Below are 14,901 nucleotides of genomic sequence, written 5' to 3'. Positions count from 1 at the left end.
GCCGTAACGCAGCGCGATTGGCCGGAAACGGACTGCTTGGTGACAGGGGCCTGACAGGGGCCCGGGTGACGATCTACGATCGCACGACGCGATGCACGGATAGCGCGCGAGGGGGACTCGTCGTGCCGGATTCCTCGTGTCACACCCCCGTGGCGGCAGCATGACCGAGCGCCGCTACCGGGTCGTCTGCCCTCCTGTCCCCACAAGCCATGGAGAAGCACCCGCGATGCACTGGAGGCGACTACGCCGCCGCTGTCGGCGCGTGATCGACGGGATACCCCTGCCCCAGCCGTTCTCCGCCCAGGCGCTGTGCGCCCGGCTCGCCGCCGACCGGAACCGCCCGCTGCGGCTGATGACCCTGCCCACGCCGACCGGACTGGGCATGCCGACGGGCATGTGGCTGGCGACCGGGGAAGGCGACTACGTCTTCTACGACGCGCAGACCAGCCCGCTCCACCAGGAGCACATCATCCTCCACGAGATCGGCCACCTGGTCTGCGACCACCGGATGTCCGTCGAGGACCAGGGGCTCTTCCGGCACATCGACATCGAGGACCCGCACTCCATCCGGCGGGCCCTGGGCCGCACCCGCTACTCCGACCGCCAGGAACAGGAGGCGGAGATGATCGCGGGCATGATCCTGGAGGACGTCGGGCGGGTGCCCGCGCCGACGCTGCTGTCCGGCATGCTCGGCGGTCTGGAGTCCGGCATGGGCCTGCGGGACGCCCGGCACCCGGGAGCGCCGTGCTCGCCTCGCTAGCCGATCTCGCCTGGCTGGAGGACGCCGGGATCGTCGCCCTGTGGGCCGTGGTGATCGCCCGGGCGCCGCGCGGGCTGACGGACCGGGCCCAGCGGCCCCTGTGGTTCGCGATCCTGATGATCGCGCTGGCCATGTCGATGCACCTGGAACCCGTCACCGCCGTCCTGGCGCGGCTGGTGCCCGGCGCGCACTGGGTCGACCTGAGTACGCACCTGTTCAGCATCGTGGACGCCGCCGCGGTGCTCTGGTTCATCTTCCAGGCCGCCGGGCGGCAGCGGCGTACGGCCCTGGTGTTCGGCGCGGCCCTCGCCGTCATGGCGGCGCTCGTCGTACTGGACCTGACCGGGCCGCCGCACGCGCGCAACCAGATCACCCCGTCGCCCGACATCCCGAGCGTGCCGGACGCCTACTGGTGGGTCTTCTTCGCCTTCCACCTGACGGCCGACACCACCTGCGGGTTCGTCTGCTGGTCCCAGGGCCGTACCGGCGCGCCCCGGCTGCTGCGGTACGGGCTGCGGCTGTTCGGCACCGGCATCCTGCTGGCGTCCCTGCTGTGGGTGCTCAAGCTCTGTTACCTGGGGACCCGTTCGCCGGTCTTCGGGCCACTGTTCTCGCCGGTCACCGGCGTCGAGGCGCTGTTCATCGCGGCGGGCGTGGCGCTGCCCGTACTGGCCGGGATCCGGCAGCTGTGGCTCGACCGCGCGTCCTACCGGGGACTGGCCGCGTTGTGGCGGGAGCTGACCGCGGTCACCCCCGACGTGGTCCTCGGCCCCGGCAGCCGGCTGCGCGACGCCGCGCTCCCGCTCCAGCTGCGCCTGTACCGCCGGGTCATCGAGATCCGCGACGCGATGATCGTGCTGCGCGACTACGTCACCCCGGACACGCTCGACCGGGTCCGCCGGCACGTCGGGGAGCAGTCCGTCCCCGGCCACCTGGCCGACGCGCACGTCACCGCCTGCTGGCTCGCCGCCGCCCTGCACGCCCGGCGCAACGGGCAGCAGCCGCAGGCGCAGACGGCGAACCTGGCCGGGCCCGGCGCGGGCGATCTCGGCGAGGAGGTCCGCCATTTGCTGCGGATCGCGGATGCCTACCGGTCACCCGTGGTACGCGCCTACCGGGTGGCGCACGTCGACACGGTGTGACGCCGCCGCTTTCCGTACGACGAGAGGAGAACCGTGCTCATCGCCTTCGCCCTGACGCCCATGGGCGTGGAGGAGAACGGCGCGGCGTACGTCGCCGACGCCATCAAAATCATCCGGGAGTCCGGGCTGCCCAGCCGCTCGGACTCCATGTACACGATGATCGAGGGGGACTGGGACGAGGTCATGGACGTCGTCAAGCGCGCGACCGAGGCCGTCGCGGCACGGGTGCCGCGCGTCCAGGTCAGCATCAGGGCCGACGTGTGGCCGGGGATGGACCGCCCGCTCGACGGGAAGATCGCCATGTTGGAGCAGCGCGTCGCGGACAACGCGGCGGCCGCGGGCGCCCTGGAGGGCAGCGCCGCGGCCGCGGAGGCCGACGCGTCGGGCGTGCCGGCGACGGCGCCGGACACCCCCTAGGCAGGCGCGGCGGCACGGGCTCTCACCCCCAGTCCCACCCGATCCCCACGATCCCGGGCCGTACGCCCTGCTCCACCAGGTGTACGGTCCGGTGCCGGCCGCCGAGCGTCAGTTCCTGCCGGCCGGTGCGCGGCGCGCCCGCCTTCGCCTGGGTGAAGCTGCGGCAGCCCACCGGCAGCGCCGCCTCGTCGAAGCGCACCTGGAGGACGTACTGGCCGCCGGCGAAGCGGAAGCCGCGTACGTACTCCGCGCTCTGGCCGCCGCTGCCGTCCTCGAAGCCGTAGCCGAAGACGTGCGTGTCGCCCGCGCGCAGCCGGGTGTCGAAGAGCAGCTCGGCGACCACCACGGCGGTGGCCCCGTCCCAGCGCACCCGCCCCAGGCGGCAGTTCTCGCCGGCCGTGACCGTCACCCGGGACGGATCGCAGCCCGCGTCGCCCTGGTGGATGGCGACGTAACGGTCGACGCCGTCCCGGTGGGCGCGCACGACGTGCAGCGACCGGCGCCCGCTCAGCTCGCGGCGGGGGCCGATGCGTACCCATTCGTGGTGGCCGACCGTGTGCAGCCCGCCGTCCGTGGGGGCCTGGAGGTCGGCGAGGAGCCGGTGCAGGGCGTCGGAGGGGTCGACGAGCGCGCGGTAGGAGCGGGCGGCGGGGCGCTCGGTGTCCGTCCGCCGGCCGCCCTCGGGGACCAGCAGGCGGTGCAGGGACTGCGCGGGCAGGTCGAGGACTTCCTCCAGGGCCCGTACGGCGCGCAGTGATTCGGGGCGCTGCGGGCGCCGGGCCCCCTGCTGCCAGTAACTCAGGCTCGTCACCCCGACCTTGATGCCGCGCTGCGCCAGTTTGTGCTGGACGCGGTGCAGGGCGAGGCCGCGGGCGGCCAGGGCGGCCCGCAGAGCCAAGTGGAACGGCCCGGTCCGCAAGATCCGCGTCAGCTCGGCCGATCCGGGGGAGTCCGGGGCGCCTTCCGGGTGTTCCCGGGGCTCTTGGTGCGGAATTTGTCGGTGGGTTCCTTGGTGTTCACGAGGTGCAAGAGACGCCTGTTGTGCCATGTGCTGTGTCATCGCCAACCCTCCGGCGCGCGCGGTGAACGTTCACAACCGGACCTCACACCGTGCGCTGCCCCTGCCTGTCCGCTGCAGTACGCCGGGCGCGGGCCGTTCACACCCGGCACCGGACGTCCACACCCCCATGTCACCCCGCATTGAAGCCTGTTGACCTGCTCAGGACAACACCCGATGCTCCTGGACAGCATCCGGATGCGCTCCTCCGTACCCACCCCCTCGTTCGGGAGGAACGCCATGACCCGTGCACCGCGCACCCGCGGTACGCGCCGCAGATGGCTGTCGGCCGCGGCCCTGTCGGCCGCCGCGCTGACCGCCGTACCCGCAGCACCGGCCGCCGCCGCCCCCACCGGCACGGCCGCCCCCACCGCACCGGCGGCGGACGCCCCGCGCGCCGCGCTCGCCGCCAACCGGCTCGACATCTCCATGCAGGCCCAGGAGAAGACCAATTGGTGCTGGGCCGCATCCGGCAACACCATCGCGACGTTCTACGGAGCGAGGTACAGCCAGAACCAGTTCTGCAACGCGGCCTTCAACCGCCAGCAGAACACCACCTGCCCCAACAACCAGGCAACCCTCGGCAACGTCCAGAACGCGCTCGACCGGATCGGCATCAACCCCGGCTCGTACGTCACGGGCTATCTGCGCTACGGCACCGTACAGACCGAGATCAACGCGAGCCGCCCCGTCGAGACCCGCATCCAGTGGTCCTCGGGCGGCGGCCACATGCACGTGATCTACGGTTTCGACACCGCCGACAACTGGGTGTACTGGGGTGACCCGTGGGGCTCCAACAGCCGCTACAACTGGGGCGACTACGACTACTACGTCAACGGCAACTCCTTCTCCTGGACCCACTCCCTCTACCGGATCGGAGCCTGAGGCCATGACGCAGCGCAGTACTCAGGCCGCATCCGCCACCGGGCGCATGCGTCGCGCCCCGGCCCGGCGCACCGCCGCACGGACCGCCGCCACCGGGACGCTCGCCGCCGCCCTCCTCGGCCTCGCGCCGCAGAGCGCGCTGGCCGCCGCCCCGGCACCGCCGCCCGCGCCCGCCGCGTCGGCCGTCGCCGCCGCCCGCGCGGCCGCCGCCGCACCGGGCACCCTCGCGACGCTCTCCCGGTTCTTCGCCCGCGACGGCGCGGTCGCCGCGGCGACGGCGCGGCCGCGCATCGAAGGGCGGACCGTGCCCGTGTACGTGCTCTCGCCCGACTTCGTACGCGGTACGGCAGGGGCGCCGGTCTCCCGGCTGGAGTTCCTGGCCAGCACGGCGGTCTCCGCCGACGGGCAGAAGGCGTCCGTGTGGACCGCCCGGACCCGCGGCGCCTGGAAGGTCGTCAACATCGCCACCGGCGACGACGAGGCCCGCTACAGCGCGGCGGCGGACGGCGGCACGGTCTTCCACGAACCGCAGATCGACGCCTGGTACGAACAGCGCGGCGACCGCGTCCGGCCGCTGGACGCGGCGGCGCGCAAGGCCGTCGGCGCGGGCGGCACCACCGTCGCCGCGTACCGGAAGCGGGTGGCGGAGGCGTACGGCGACAAGCTGCCCGGCTCCGCCTACGACCGGCGCGGCGCAGCGGGCGGGTACGGGCCGCAGGCGGGCCCGCCCGCGCGGCCCGTCGCGGCGGCGGCCGGCCCGACGGCGGGCGGCAGCGGCCCGGTGACCGCCGCCTCGGCCGTGGCGGGCACCGCGGCCCTGTTCGCCCTCGGCCTCTCCGGCGCCGCCGCGCTGCGCCGCCGCCGCGGCCGCTGAGACCCGGACCGCGCCCGGGCGGGCCCCACACCCGCCCGGGCGCGGTCCGCCCGCTGTCACCACCCCCAAGTAGGGTGGGCGGCATGGCAGACCCCAGCAGTTACCGACCCAAGCCGGGACAGATCCCCGACTCGCCCGGGGTCTACAGATTCCGTGACGAGTACCGCCGCGTCATCTACGTCGGCAAGGCCAAGAGCCTGCGCCAGCGCCTGTCCAGCTACTTCCAGGACCTGGCCAACCTCCACCCCCGCACCCGCACGATGGTCACCACCGCGGCCTCCGTCGAGTGGACGGTGGTCAGCACCGAGGTCGAGGCGCTCCAGCTCGAATACACCTGGATCAAGGAGTACGACCCGCGGTTCAACGTCAAGTACCGCGACGACAAGAGCTACCCGTACCTGGCCGTCACCCTCAACGAGGAATTCCCCCGGGTCCGGGTCATGCGCGGCGCCAAGAAGAAGGGCGTGCGCTACTTCGGCCCGTACGGCCAGGCATGGGCCATCCGCGAGACCGTCGACCTGATGCTGCGCGTCTTCCCCGTGCGCACCTGCTCCGCCGGGGTCTTCAAGCGCTCCGCCCAGATCGGCCGCCCCTGCCTGCTCGGCTACATCGGCAAGTGCTCGGCCCCCTGCGTCGGCCGCGTCTCCGCCGAGGAGCACCGCGAACTGGCCGAGGAGTTCTGCGACTTCATGGCCGGGCGCACCGGCGCCTACCTCCGCCGCCTGGAGAAGGGCATGCAGGAGGCCGCCGAGGAGATGGAGTACGAACGGGCCGCCCGGCTGCGCGACGACATAGAGGCGCTCAGGAAGGCGATGGAGAAGAGCGCCGTGGTGCTCGCCGACGCCACCGACGCCGACCTGATCGCGCTCGCCGAGGACGAGCTCGAAGCGGCCGTGCAGATCTTCCACGTCCGCGGCGGCCGGGTGCGCGGCCAGCGCGGCTGGGTCACCGACAAGGTCGAGAACGTGGACAGCGCCGCCCTCGTCGAGCACGCACTCCAGCAGCTGTACGGCGAGGAGAGCGGCGACGCCGTACCGAAGGAAGTGCTGGTCCCCGCCCTGCCCGACCCGGTCGAGCCGGTCCAGCAGTGGCTCGCGGAGCGCCGCGGCGCCGGCGTCTCGCTGCGCATCCCGCAGCGCGGCGACAAGAAGGACCTGATGGCCACGGTCCAGCGCAACGCCCAGCAGGCCCTGGCCCTGCACAAGACCAAGCGCGCCTCCGACCTGACCACCCGCTCCCGCGCCCTGGAGGAGATCGCCCAGGCCCTCGGCCTGGACTCGGTGCCGCTGCGCATCGAGTGCTTCGACATCTCCCACCTCCAGGGCGACGACGTGGTGGCCTCGATGGTCGTCTTCGAGGACGGCCTGGCCCGCAAGAGCGAGTACCGCCGCTTCCAGATCAAGACCTTCGAGGGCCAGGACGACGTCCGCTCCATGCACGAGGTCGTCGGGCGCCGCTTCAAGCGCTACCTCCAGGAGAAGCAGCAGACGGGGGAGTGGGACGAACAGACGCCGGCCGGCGACGGCGACCCGGCGGGTGCCGTCGCGGGCCCCCTGCCCGGCGCCGGCGCGCCGCCCGCCGACGAGGACGGGCCCGTGGCCACCGGCCCCACCGACGAGGAGGGGCGCCCCAAGCGCTTCGCGTACCCGCCGCAGCTGGTGGTCGTCGACGGCGGGCAGCCGCAGGTCGCCGCCGCGCAGCGCGCCCTGGCCGAGCTGGGCGTCGACGACGTCGCCGTCTGCGGCCTCGCCAAGCGCCTCGAAGAGGTCTGGGTGCCGGACGAGGACGACCCCATCGTGCTGCCCCGCAGCAGCGAGGGCCTCTACCTGCTCCAGCGCGTCCGTGACGAAGCCCACCGCTTTGCCATCGCCTACCAGCGCAACAAGCGCGGCAAGCGCCTCAAGGCCGGGCCCCTGGACAGCGTCCCGGGCCTCGGCGAGAGTCGCCGCCAAGCCCTGCTGAAGCACTTCGGCTCGGTGAAGAAGCTGCGGGCCGCGCGGATCGAGGACATCTGCGAGGTCCCGGGCATCGGCCGCAAGACGGCCGAGACCATCGCGGCGGCCCTGGCCGGCACGGCCCCGGCCGCCCCGGCGGTGAACACCGCCACAGGAGAGATCATTGAGGATGACGCGACCCCACCGGCCGTGTTGTCGTCAGAACGGGGGCAGGAACGATGAGCAGCAGCACAGCGCAGGACAAGCACGACATGCGGGAAGCCCAGGACACACAGCGCTCCCGCGCGACCGAGAGAGACGGTGCACAGGTGAGTACGGGCACGATGCGCGAAGCCGACACGGGCGAGAGCGCCGCCATCCCCGAGCTGGTCATCATCTCCGGCATGTCGGGAGCCGGCCGCAGCACCGCGGCCAAGTGCCTGGAGGACCTCGGCTGGTTCGTCGTCGACAACATCCCGCCCGAGCTGATCCCGCCCATGGTCGAGCTGGGCGCCCGCTCGCAGGGCAACGTCGCGCGCATCGCGGTCGTCGTGGACGTCCGCGGCCGGCGCTTCTTCGACAACCTCAAGGAATCCCTGGCCACGCTCGACGCACAGAACGTCAAGCGCCGCATCGTCTTCCTGGAGTCCTCCGACGAGGCCCTGGTGCGCCGCTTCGAGTCCGTGCGCCGCCCGCACCCCCTCCAGGGCGACGGCCGCATCGTCGACGGCATCGCCGCCGAACGCGACCTGCTGCGCGAGCTGCGCGGCGACGCCGACCTGGTCATCGACACCTCCAGCCTGAACGTCCACGAGCTGCGCGCCAAGATGGACGCCCAGTTCGCCGGCGAAGAGGTGCCCGAGCTGCGCGCCACGGTCATGTCCTTCGGCTTCAAGTACGGCCTGCCCGTCGACGCCGACATGGTCGTCGACTGCCGCTTCATCCCCAACCCGCACTGGGTCCCGGAGCTGCGCCCCTACACCGGCCTGAACGACGAGGTCTCCGGCTACGTCTTCGGCCAGCCCGGCGCCAAGGAGTTCCTGGACGGCTACGCGGAGCTGCTGCGCATCGTCGCCGAGGGCTACCGCCGCGAGGGCAAGCGGTACGTCACCATCGCGGTCGGCTGTACCGGCGGCAAGCACCGCAGCGTCGCCATGTCCGAGAAGCTCGCCCACCGCCTGGTCTCCGAAGGTGTCGAGACCGTCGTCGTCCACCGGGACATGGGGCGCGAATGACCGCCCGTCCCCTGCGGCTGCGCCGGGTCCGCAAGCTGGTCCCGGGCAGCCGCTCCGGCAGGGGCGCCACGCCCAAGGTCGTGGCGCTCGGCGGCGGCATGGGCCTGTCCGCCTCGCTGGCCGCGCTGCGCCGGATCACCGGCGACCTGACCGCCGTGGTCACGGTCGCCGACGACGGCGGCTCCAGCGGGCGGCTGCGCGACGAGCTGGGCGTCCTGCCGCCCGGCGACCTGCGCAAGGCGCTCGCCGCGCTGTGCGGGGACGACGACTGGGGCCAGACCTGGTCCCGGGTCATCCAGCACCGCTTCACCAGCGAGGGCGAACTGCACGACCACGCCGTCGGCAACCTCCTCATCGTCGCCCTGTGGGAACAGCTCGGCGACCACGTGAAGGCCCTGGACCTGGTCGGCAAGCTGCTCGGCGCACACGGCCGGGTGCTGCCCATGTCCGCCGTGCCGCTGGAGCTCCAGGCCCTGGTCAAGGGCCACGACGAGAGCCGCCCCGACGAGATCTCCACGGTCCGCGGCCAGGCCACGGTCGCGCTCACCCCCGGCGAGGTGCAGTCCGTGCACGTCGTCCCGGAGGACCCGCCCGCGGTGCCCGAGGTCGTCGCCGCGGTGCGCGACGCCGACTGGGTGGTGCTCGGACCCGGCTCCTGGTTCTCCTCCGTCATCCCGCACCTGCTCGTGCCCGAGCTGCGCGAGGCGCTGGAGGAGACCAAGGCCCGCAAGGTCCTCTCGCTGAACCTGGCACCCCAGCCGGGGGAAACCGACGGCTTTTCCCCGCAGCGTCATTTGGAGGTTTTGGCCCGACACGCCCCTAAACTCGCCTTCGACGTGGTGCTGGCCGACAAGGCCGCCGTGCCCGACACCGAAAGCCTGACCGTCGCTGCCAAGCAGCTCGTCGGCAGCGAGGTCGAGCTGGCGGCGGTCGCCGCGCCCGGCAGCCCCTGCGGCATGGCGGAGCCCCACAAGGGTGCCGCCCGGCACGACCCGGAGCTGCTGGCCGCCGCGTACGACCGTATTTTTCGGATGCATGGAAGGATCGGCCCATGGCGATGACGGCAGCGGTGAAGGACGAAATCTCCCGGCTCCCCGTCACCCGGACCTGCTGCCGGAAGTCGGAGGTCTCGTCGATCCTGCGGTTCGCGGGTGGTCTGCACCTGGTCAGCGGACGCATCGTGATCGAGGCGGAGCTGGACACGGGCATCGCGGCCCGGCGGCTGCGCAAGGACATCCTGGAGATTTTCGGCCACTCCTCGGACCTGGTGGTGATGGCCCCCGGCGGGCTGCGGCGCGGCAGCCGCTACGTCGTACGGGTCGTCGCCGGCGGCGACCAGCTCGCCCGCCAGACCGGCCTGGTCGACGGCCGCGGCCGGCCCATCCGCGGCCTGCCCCCGCAGGTCGTCTCCGGGGCCACCTGCGACGCCGAGGCGGCCTGGCGCGGGGCCTTCCTCGCCCACGGCTCGCTCACCGAGCCCGGCCGCTCCTCTTCCCTGGAGGTCACCTGCCCGGGGCCCGAGGCGGCCCTCGCGCTGGTGGGCGCCGCCCGCCGGCTCGGCATCGGCGCCAAGGCCCGCGAGGTGCGCGGTGTGGACCGCGTCGTCGTCCGTGACGGTGATGCGATCGGCGCGCTGTTGACGCGCCTGGGTGCCCACGAATCCGTACTGGCCTGGGAGGAGCGGCGGATGCGCCGCGAGGTCCGCGCCACGGCCAACCGCCTCGCCAACTTCGACGACGCCAACCTGCGCCGCTCGGCGCGTGCCGCGGTCGCCGCGGGCGCCCGGGTCCAGCGCGCCTTGGAGATCCTCGGCGAGGAGGTCCCCGAGCACCTGGCGGCCGCGGGCCGCCTGCGCATGGACCACAAGCAGGCGTCCCTCGAAGAGCTGGGCGCCCTCGCCGACCCGCCCCTGACCAAGGACGCGGTCGCCGGCCGCATCCGCCGCCTGCTGGCCATGGCCGACAAGCGCGCCCAGGACCTGGGCATCCCCGGCACGGAGTCGAACCTGTCGGAGGAGATGGCGGACGGGATGGTCGGCTAAAGGCTCGCGCCGCGGGGTTTCGGCGGCCGGTGGTGGGCCGTCCGCCGTGGCCGACTTACTGCCCGTGCGGGCGGCGCTCGCTGTACCCGCACACGGGGCCGGAACTCCGGACTCCGTCCTGCGGCCCACCCCCTCCCGCCGTACGGCGACGTACGGCCGATGGGGGTAGGCGCCTTCCCGCCCGCGCCGCGCAAGCCGAACACGTACGGGAGGGATCGGGACCGTAGGACGAAGTCCGTAGGGGCCGGTCCCGCGCCATCGCCGTACCGGGGGTTTCGACGGCCGGTGGGGCAGGCGTCCCCCCACCCGCGCCCAGTACCGGACGCCCCGAGGGGACCAGGCGTCCAGGGGCCGGAAAGCCATGTGCGGCCCACCCCGGCCGCCCCCTAGCCTCTGGCAAATGGACGCATTGCGGATCAGACCGATGGGGGCGGACGATCTCGCGTCGGCGGAGCGGGCCTCGGCGCTGACGTTCCTCGACGCGGATCAGCTCGCCCGCAGGGCCTGCGACCCGGAGCCCGAGCTGCGGCCCGCCGCCGACGCCGAGCGCTGGATCGAGCGGATGCGCTACTACCGGGACGTCGATCCGGGCGGCTGCTGGGTCGCGGTGGATGCCGATACGGAGACGGGCGCGGACCGGGTGGCGGGCTTCGCGGTCTCCCAGAACCGCGACAGCCTCTGGTACCTCGCCACGTACGGCGTGCTGCCCGGCCACCAGGGCCGGGGCATCGGCAAGCGCCTGCTGGACGCCGTCCTCGCGCACGCCGACGGGCGTCCCGGCATCTTCTCCTCCAGCGTCCACCCCGGCGCCACCCGCCGGTACCGCCTCGCCGGCTTCTCGCTCCACCCGCAGATGCAGATGGTGGGCACCGTGGACCGCTCCGCCCTCCCCGCGGTGGACGGCCTGCGGGAGGGCGGGGCGGACGATTTCGCGTGGATGGACCGGCTGGACCGGGACCTGCGCGGCGCCGGACACGGCCCCGACCACGGTTTCCTGCTCGGCGGCCACCGGCTGGTCGTCACCCGCGACCGGTTCCGGCCGGGGTACGTGTACATCGACGACCGGGGGCGCGCCGTGCTGCTGGCCGCCGGGCGGGCCGACACCGCGAAGCGGCTGTTGTGGGAAGCCCTGGCCGCGTCGTACGGGGACACCCGCGTCAACTGCATCACCACACCCAACGAATGGGCGATCGACGTCGGCCTCGCCGCCGGGCTCGCCATCGGCCAGGAGGGTTACATCGCCGTCCGCGGGATGCCGGCCCCGGCGCCGTACCTGGCGAACGGCCACTTCCTGTGAGCCGTACGCAAGCCCGCCCGCACTCGCGTCCCACCCGCACCCGCTTTTGGCCACAGTCTGTATTGACATGATCATGCAGCGTGACGAGTCTGGCGTCTGCCCATTCACGAGATGGACGACGGCAAGGGGGGCTCATGAGACGCAAGGCAAGATCCTTACTCGCGGCGGCATCGTTGCTGCTGGGAGGGCTGGCCGCGGTGCCCGCCGCACAGGCACAGGCACAGGCCCAGGCGGACGACGGCGGCGGGCGGGACGCCATCGGGACCTGGACCGCCGAGGTCACCCAGGCGCAGGTGCCGCTGCTGCTCAAAGCGGGAGCGGACGGCCACGAGCTGAGCGCGCAGGTGCCGAAGACCGGCAAGGCGGAGGTCGAGCTGTACCTCTCCGGCGAGCAGGCGGCCGGGCTGCGCAAGCAGGGGGTCGAGCTGGCCCGCAAGACGGTCTCGGCGGAGACGCAGCGCAAGCTCAAGGCCCAGGGCGACCGGGTGTTCCGCCCGTACCTGGGTGCCAACGGGCTGATGAAGGAGATGATCGACACCGCGCGGTTCCACCGGAACCTCGCGAAGGTCGTCAGCATCGGCAAGACCGTCAAGGGCCGCGACATCATGGCCCTGAAACTCACCAAGAACGCCGACACCACCGAGGACGGCGCCAAGCCCGCGGTGCTGTACCTGTCCAACCAGCACGCGCGGGAGTGGATCACTCCGGAGATGACCCGCCGGCTGATGCAGTACTACCTGGCGGGGTACGGCAAGGACCCGCGCCTGACCAAGATCCTCGACACCACCGAGCTGTGGTTCGTGCTCTCCGCCAACCCGGACGGCTACGACTACACCTTCGAGGACCCGAAGAACCGGCTGTGGCGCAAGAACCTGCGCGACAACAACGGCGACGGCAAGATCACTCCCGGCGACGGCGTCGACCTCAACCGCAACTTCCCCTACAAGTGGGGCTACGACAACGAGGGTTCGTCCCCCAGCCCGGCGAGCGAGACCTACCGCGGCCCGTCCGCCGCCTCCGAACCGGAGACCAAGGCGCTGGACGCCTTCGAGAAGCGCATCGGCTTCCGGTACGCCATCAACTACCACTCCGCCGCCGAGTTGATCCTGTACGGCGTCGGCTGGCAGGTGGCCACGCCCACCCCGGACGACGTCCTCTACCGGGCGCTGGCCGGCACGCCCGAGAAGCCGGCGGTCCCCGGCTACCGCCCGCAGGTCTCCTCCGAGCTGTACACGACCAACGGCGAGGCGGACGGCCACGCGGGCAACGTCAACGGCATCCCCATGTTCACCCCGGAGATGTCGACCTGTCAGACGGCCTCCAACGCCGACCCGAACGACGAGTGGAACGCCGCCGACTGCCAGTCCATCTTCACCTTCCCCGACTCCGAGAAGCTGATCCAGGCGGAGTTCGAGAAGAACATCCCCTTCGCGCTCTCCGTCGCCGAGAGCGCCAAGCGCCCCGACCAGCCCGTCTCGGCCGTGGGTTTGAAGGCGCCCGACTTCACCCCGCACGCCTTCGCCACCTCCTACGCCCGCGGCGAGGACCAGGAAGTCGCCGTCACCGCACGCAAGTCCGTACGCGACAAGGAGCTCAACTACCGCGTCAACGGCGGCCGCAGGCACACCGAGGAACTGGCGGCCTGGAAGGGCGGCGAGACGTACGGCGGCGAGGACAACATCCACTTCGACCAGTACCGCGCCTCCGTCGAGGGCGCCGATCCGGGCGACAAGGTCGAGGTCTGGTTCTCCGGCCGCACCCGCGACGGCAAGGCCACCCGCAGCGAACCCTTCACCTACACCGTCGCCGAGCGGCCGCGCGCCGACACCCTCGTGCTCGCCGAGGAGGGCGGCACCGCGCCCGCGCAGCACACCGCCGCGTACACCGAGGCGCTCGCCGACAACGGCCACCGCGCCGCGGTCTGGGACGTCGCCAAGCTGGGTGCCCCGGACGCGCTCGGCGTGCTGAGCCACTTCGAGAACGTCGTCTGGTACACCGGGGCGGGCCGGCCGGGCGGCGCCACCCTGCTGGCCGTACGCGACTACCTCAACGAGGGCGGCAAGCTGCTCACCGCCGGTGAGCAGGCGGGCGGCAGCTCCGTGGTCGGCCGCGCCCTGACCGACGACTTCAGCCAGTACTACCTGGGCGCCGGCAGCCGGATCTCCCTCAAGTCCCCGCCCGCCTTCAAGGGCGCCGGCAAGCTGGCCGACACGGAAGCCAAGCTGGGTGACGCGGCGGGCAACCCGCTGAACGCCGCCGGCGTCCACACGGTCACCTCGGACGAACTGCCGCCGGCCACCTTCCCCCAGTTCGCCAGCGCCGCGGCCGGCGAGTACCCGGGCGCGCGGACCCCCTTCCAGCCGTACGAGGGCGACTGGTTCGCCGCCGCCAAGCACCAGGACAACTCCTGGATGCGGCTGGCCCGCACCATCGACCTGACCGGCGTGACGGCGGGTGACAGGCCCGCCCTGCAGTTCATGCTCAGCCACGACACCGAGGCGGGCTTCGACAACGCCGTCATCGAGGCGCACACCGTGGGCAAGGACGACTGGACGACGCTGCCCGACGCCAACGGCGGCACCGGCACCGACGTACCCGCCGAGTGCGGCCAGGGCTACTACATGACGGCCCACCCCTTCCTCCGGCACTACCTGACCCGCACCGGCACCGAGTGCCGCAACACCGGCACCACGGGTTCCTGGAACCGCTTCACGGGCTCCTCGGACGGGTGGCGTGCCGTCTCCGTCGACCTGTCCGCCTACGCCGGGCAGCGGGTCGAGCTGGCCCTCTCCTACGTCACCGACCCGAGCACCGGCGGCCGCGGCGTCTTCGTGGACAACGCCCGGCTCGCCACCGCCACCGGCGGCGAGCCCGTGGAGGGCTTCGAGACCTCCCTCGGCCCCTGGGCGGTCCCCGGACCGCCCGCCGGCAGCCCCGCCGCCACCGCCGACTGGGCCCGCTCCAAGGAGCTGTTCCGGGCCGCGGCCGCGGTGACCACCCGTAACACCGTCCTGCTGGGCTTCGGCCTGGAGCACGTACAGAACGCCGCACAACGGTCCGAACTGGCCGGGGCGGCGCTCCGCGCCCTCGACGGCTGATCCACCGCGTCCTCTCTCGGCGAACAGGCGTCCCATGCCCCCGCGAGTGGGCGTGGGGCGCCCCTGTCAATGTCACGTACGTCTCGTATTGGGGGTAGGGTCGGAGGCGGTCGGGGACATCCCATACAGCTCGCCGGTACTGCACCGGCGCACCAACGAGG

At 72.7% G+C, this 14,901-nt stretch carries 12 protein-coding genes; 11 read left to right on the top strand and 1 reads right to left on the bottom strand.

Annotated elements, in window-relative coordinates; translation table 11 throughout:
- The first annotated feature begins 262 nt into the window (after positions 1–262).
- From ACH4OW_RS24260 to ACH4OW_RS24250, 3 genes are read left to right on the top strand one after another with little or no spacing between them, the layout of a single operon-like run.
- On the top strand, positions 263–760 hold the full coding sequence (locus ACH4OW_RS24260; protein ID WP_360126617.1) for a hypothetical protein: 498 nt from the start codon (positions 263–265) through the stop codon (positions 758–760).
- Positions 745–1,902: an MAB_1171c family putative transporter gene (locus ACH4OW_RS24255; protein WP_360126614.1), complete on the top strand. Its 1,158-nt coding sequence runs from the start codon at positions 745–747 to the stop codon at positions 1,900–1,902. Before ACH4OW_RS24260 ends, ACH4OW_RS24255 begins: the two co-directional genes overlap by 16 nt.
- 33 nt (positions 1,903–1,935) lie before the next feature.
- Complete coding sequence (locus ACH4OW_RS24250; protein ID WP_398029996.1) at positions 1,936–2,319, top strand: MTH1187 family thiamine-binding protein; 384 nt, start codon at positions 1,936–1,938, stop codon at positions 2,317–2,319.
- Positions 2,320–2,341: 22 nt separating this feature from the next.
- On the opposite strand, the gene ACH4OW_RS24245 is transcribed toward ACH4OW_RS24250, so the two are convergent.
- Positions 2,342–3,313, bottom strand: a complete 972-nt coding sequence (locus tag ACH4OW_RS24245) for a hypothetical protein (protein ID WP_398030081.1) — start codon at positions 3,311–3,313, stop codon at positions 2,342–2,344.
- A 303-nt stretch (positions 3,314–3,616) separates the two neighbouring features.
- Between ACH4OW_RS24245 and ACH4OW_RS24240 the strand changes: the two genes are divergently transcribed.
- The 8 genes from ACH4OW_RS24240 (at position 3,617) to ACH4OW_RS24205 (ending at position 14,740) form a co-directional block, all read left to right on the top strand.
- Positions 3,617–4,261: a papain-like cysteine protease family protein gene (locus ACH4OW_RS24240; RefSeq protein ID WP_398029995.1), complete on the top strand. Its 645-nt coding sequence runs from the start codon at positions 3,617–3,619 to the stop codon at positions 4,259–4,261.
- Positions 4,262–4,307: 46 nt separating this feature from the next.
- Positions 4,308–5,135 (top strand): hypothetical protein, encoded by an 828-nt coding sequence (locus tag ACH4OW_RS24235; protein ID WP_360126807.1) that lies wholly within the window; start codon positions 4,308–4,310, stop codon positions 5,133–5,135.
- Positions 5,136–5,218: 83 nt separating this feature from the next.
- Positions 5,219–7,312, top strand: a complete 2,094-nt coding sequence (uvrC, locus tag ACH4OW_RS24230) for an excinuclease ABC subunit UvrC (RefSeq protein WP_360126602.1) — start codon at positions 5,219–5,221, stop codon at positions 7,310–7,312.
- Between the two features lie 29 nt (positions 7,313–7,341).
- A complete protein-coding gene (rapZ, locus tag ACH4OW_RS24225) occupies positions 7,342–8,304 on the top strand; it encodes an RNase adapter RapZ (protein ID WP_398030080.1) in 963 nt (320 codons plus the stop codon).
- A complete protein-coding gene (gene yvcK / locus ACH4OW_RS24220) occupies positions 8,301–9,365 on the top strand; it encodes a uridine diphosphate-N-acetylglucosamine-binding protein YvcK (RefSeq protein WP_398029994.1) in 1,065 nt (354 codons plus the stop codon). The genes rapZ and yvcK overlap by 4 nt, the downstream gene beginning before the upstream one ends.
- On the top strand, positions 9,356–10,345 hold the full coding sequence (gene whiA / locus ACH4OW_RS24215) for a DNA-binding protein WhiA (protein ID WP_003987139.1): 990 nt from the start codon (positions 9,356–9,358) through the stop codon (positions 10,343–10,345). Before yvcK ends, whiA begins: the two co-directional genes overlap by 10 nt.
- A 400-nt stretch (positions 10,346–10,745) precedes the next feature.
- On the top strand, positions 10,746–11,642 hold the full coding sequence (locus ACH4OW_RS24210; protein ID WP_398029993.1) for a GNAT family N-acetyltransferase: 897 nt from the start codon (positions 10,746–10,748) through the stop codon (positions 11,640–11,642).
- Positions 11,643–11,776: 134 nt separating this feature from the next.
- Entirely contained in the window at positions 11,777–14,740 is a 2,964-nt protein-coding gene (locus tag ACH4OW_RS24205; RefSeq protein WP_398029992.1) for a M14 family zinc carboxypeptidase, read from the top strand.
- Positions 14,741–14,901 lie beyond the last annotated feature (161 nt).

This window comes from Streptomyces sp. NPDC017056, from assembly GCF_044332485.1.
GTDB lineage: Bacteria > Actinomycetota > Actinomycetes > Streptomycetales > Streptomycetaceae > Streptomyces.
The sequence above is the reverse complement of the archived record's forward strand: the minus strand, read 5'-3'. Positions and strand labels throughout refer to the sequence as shown.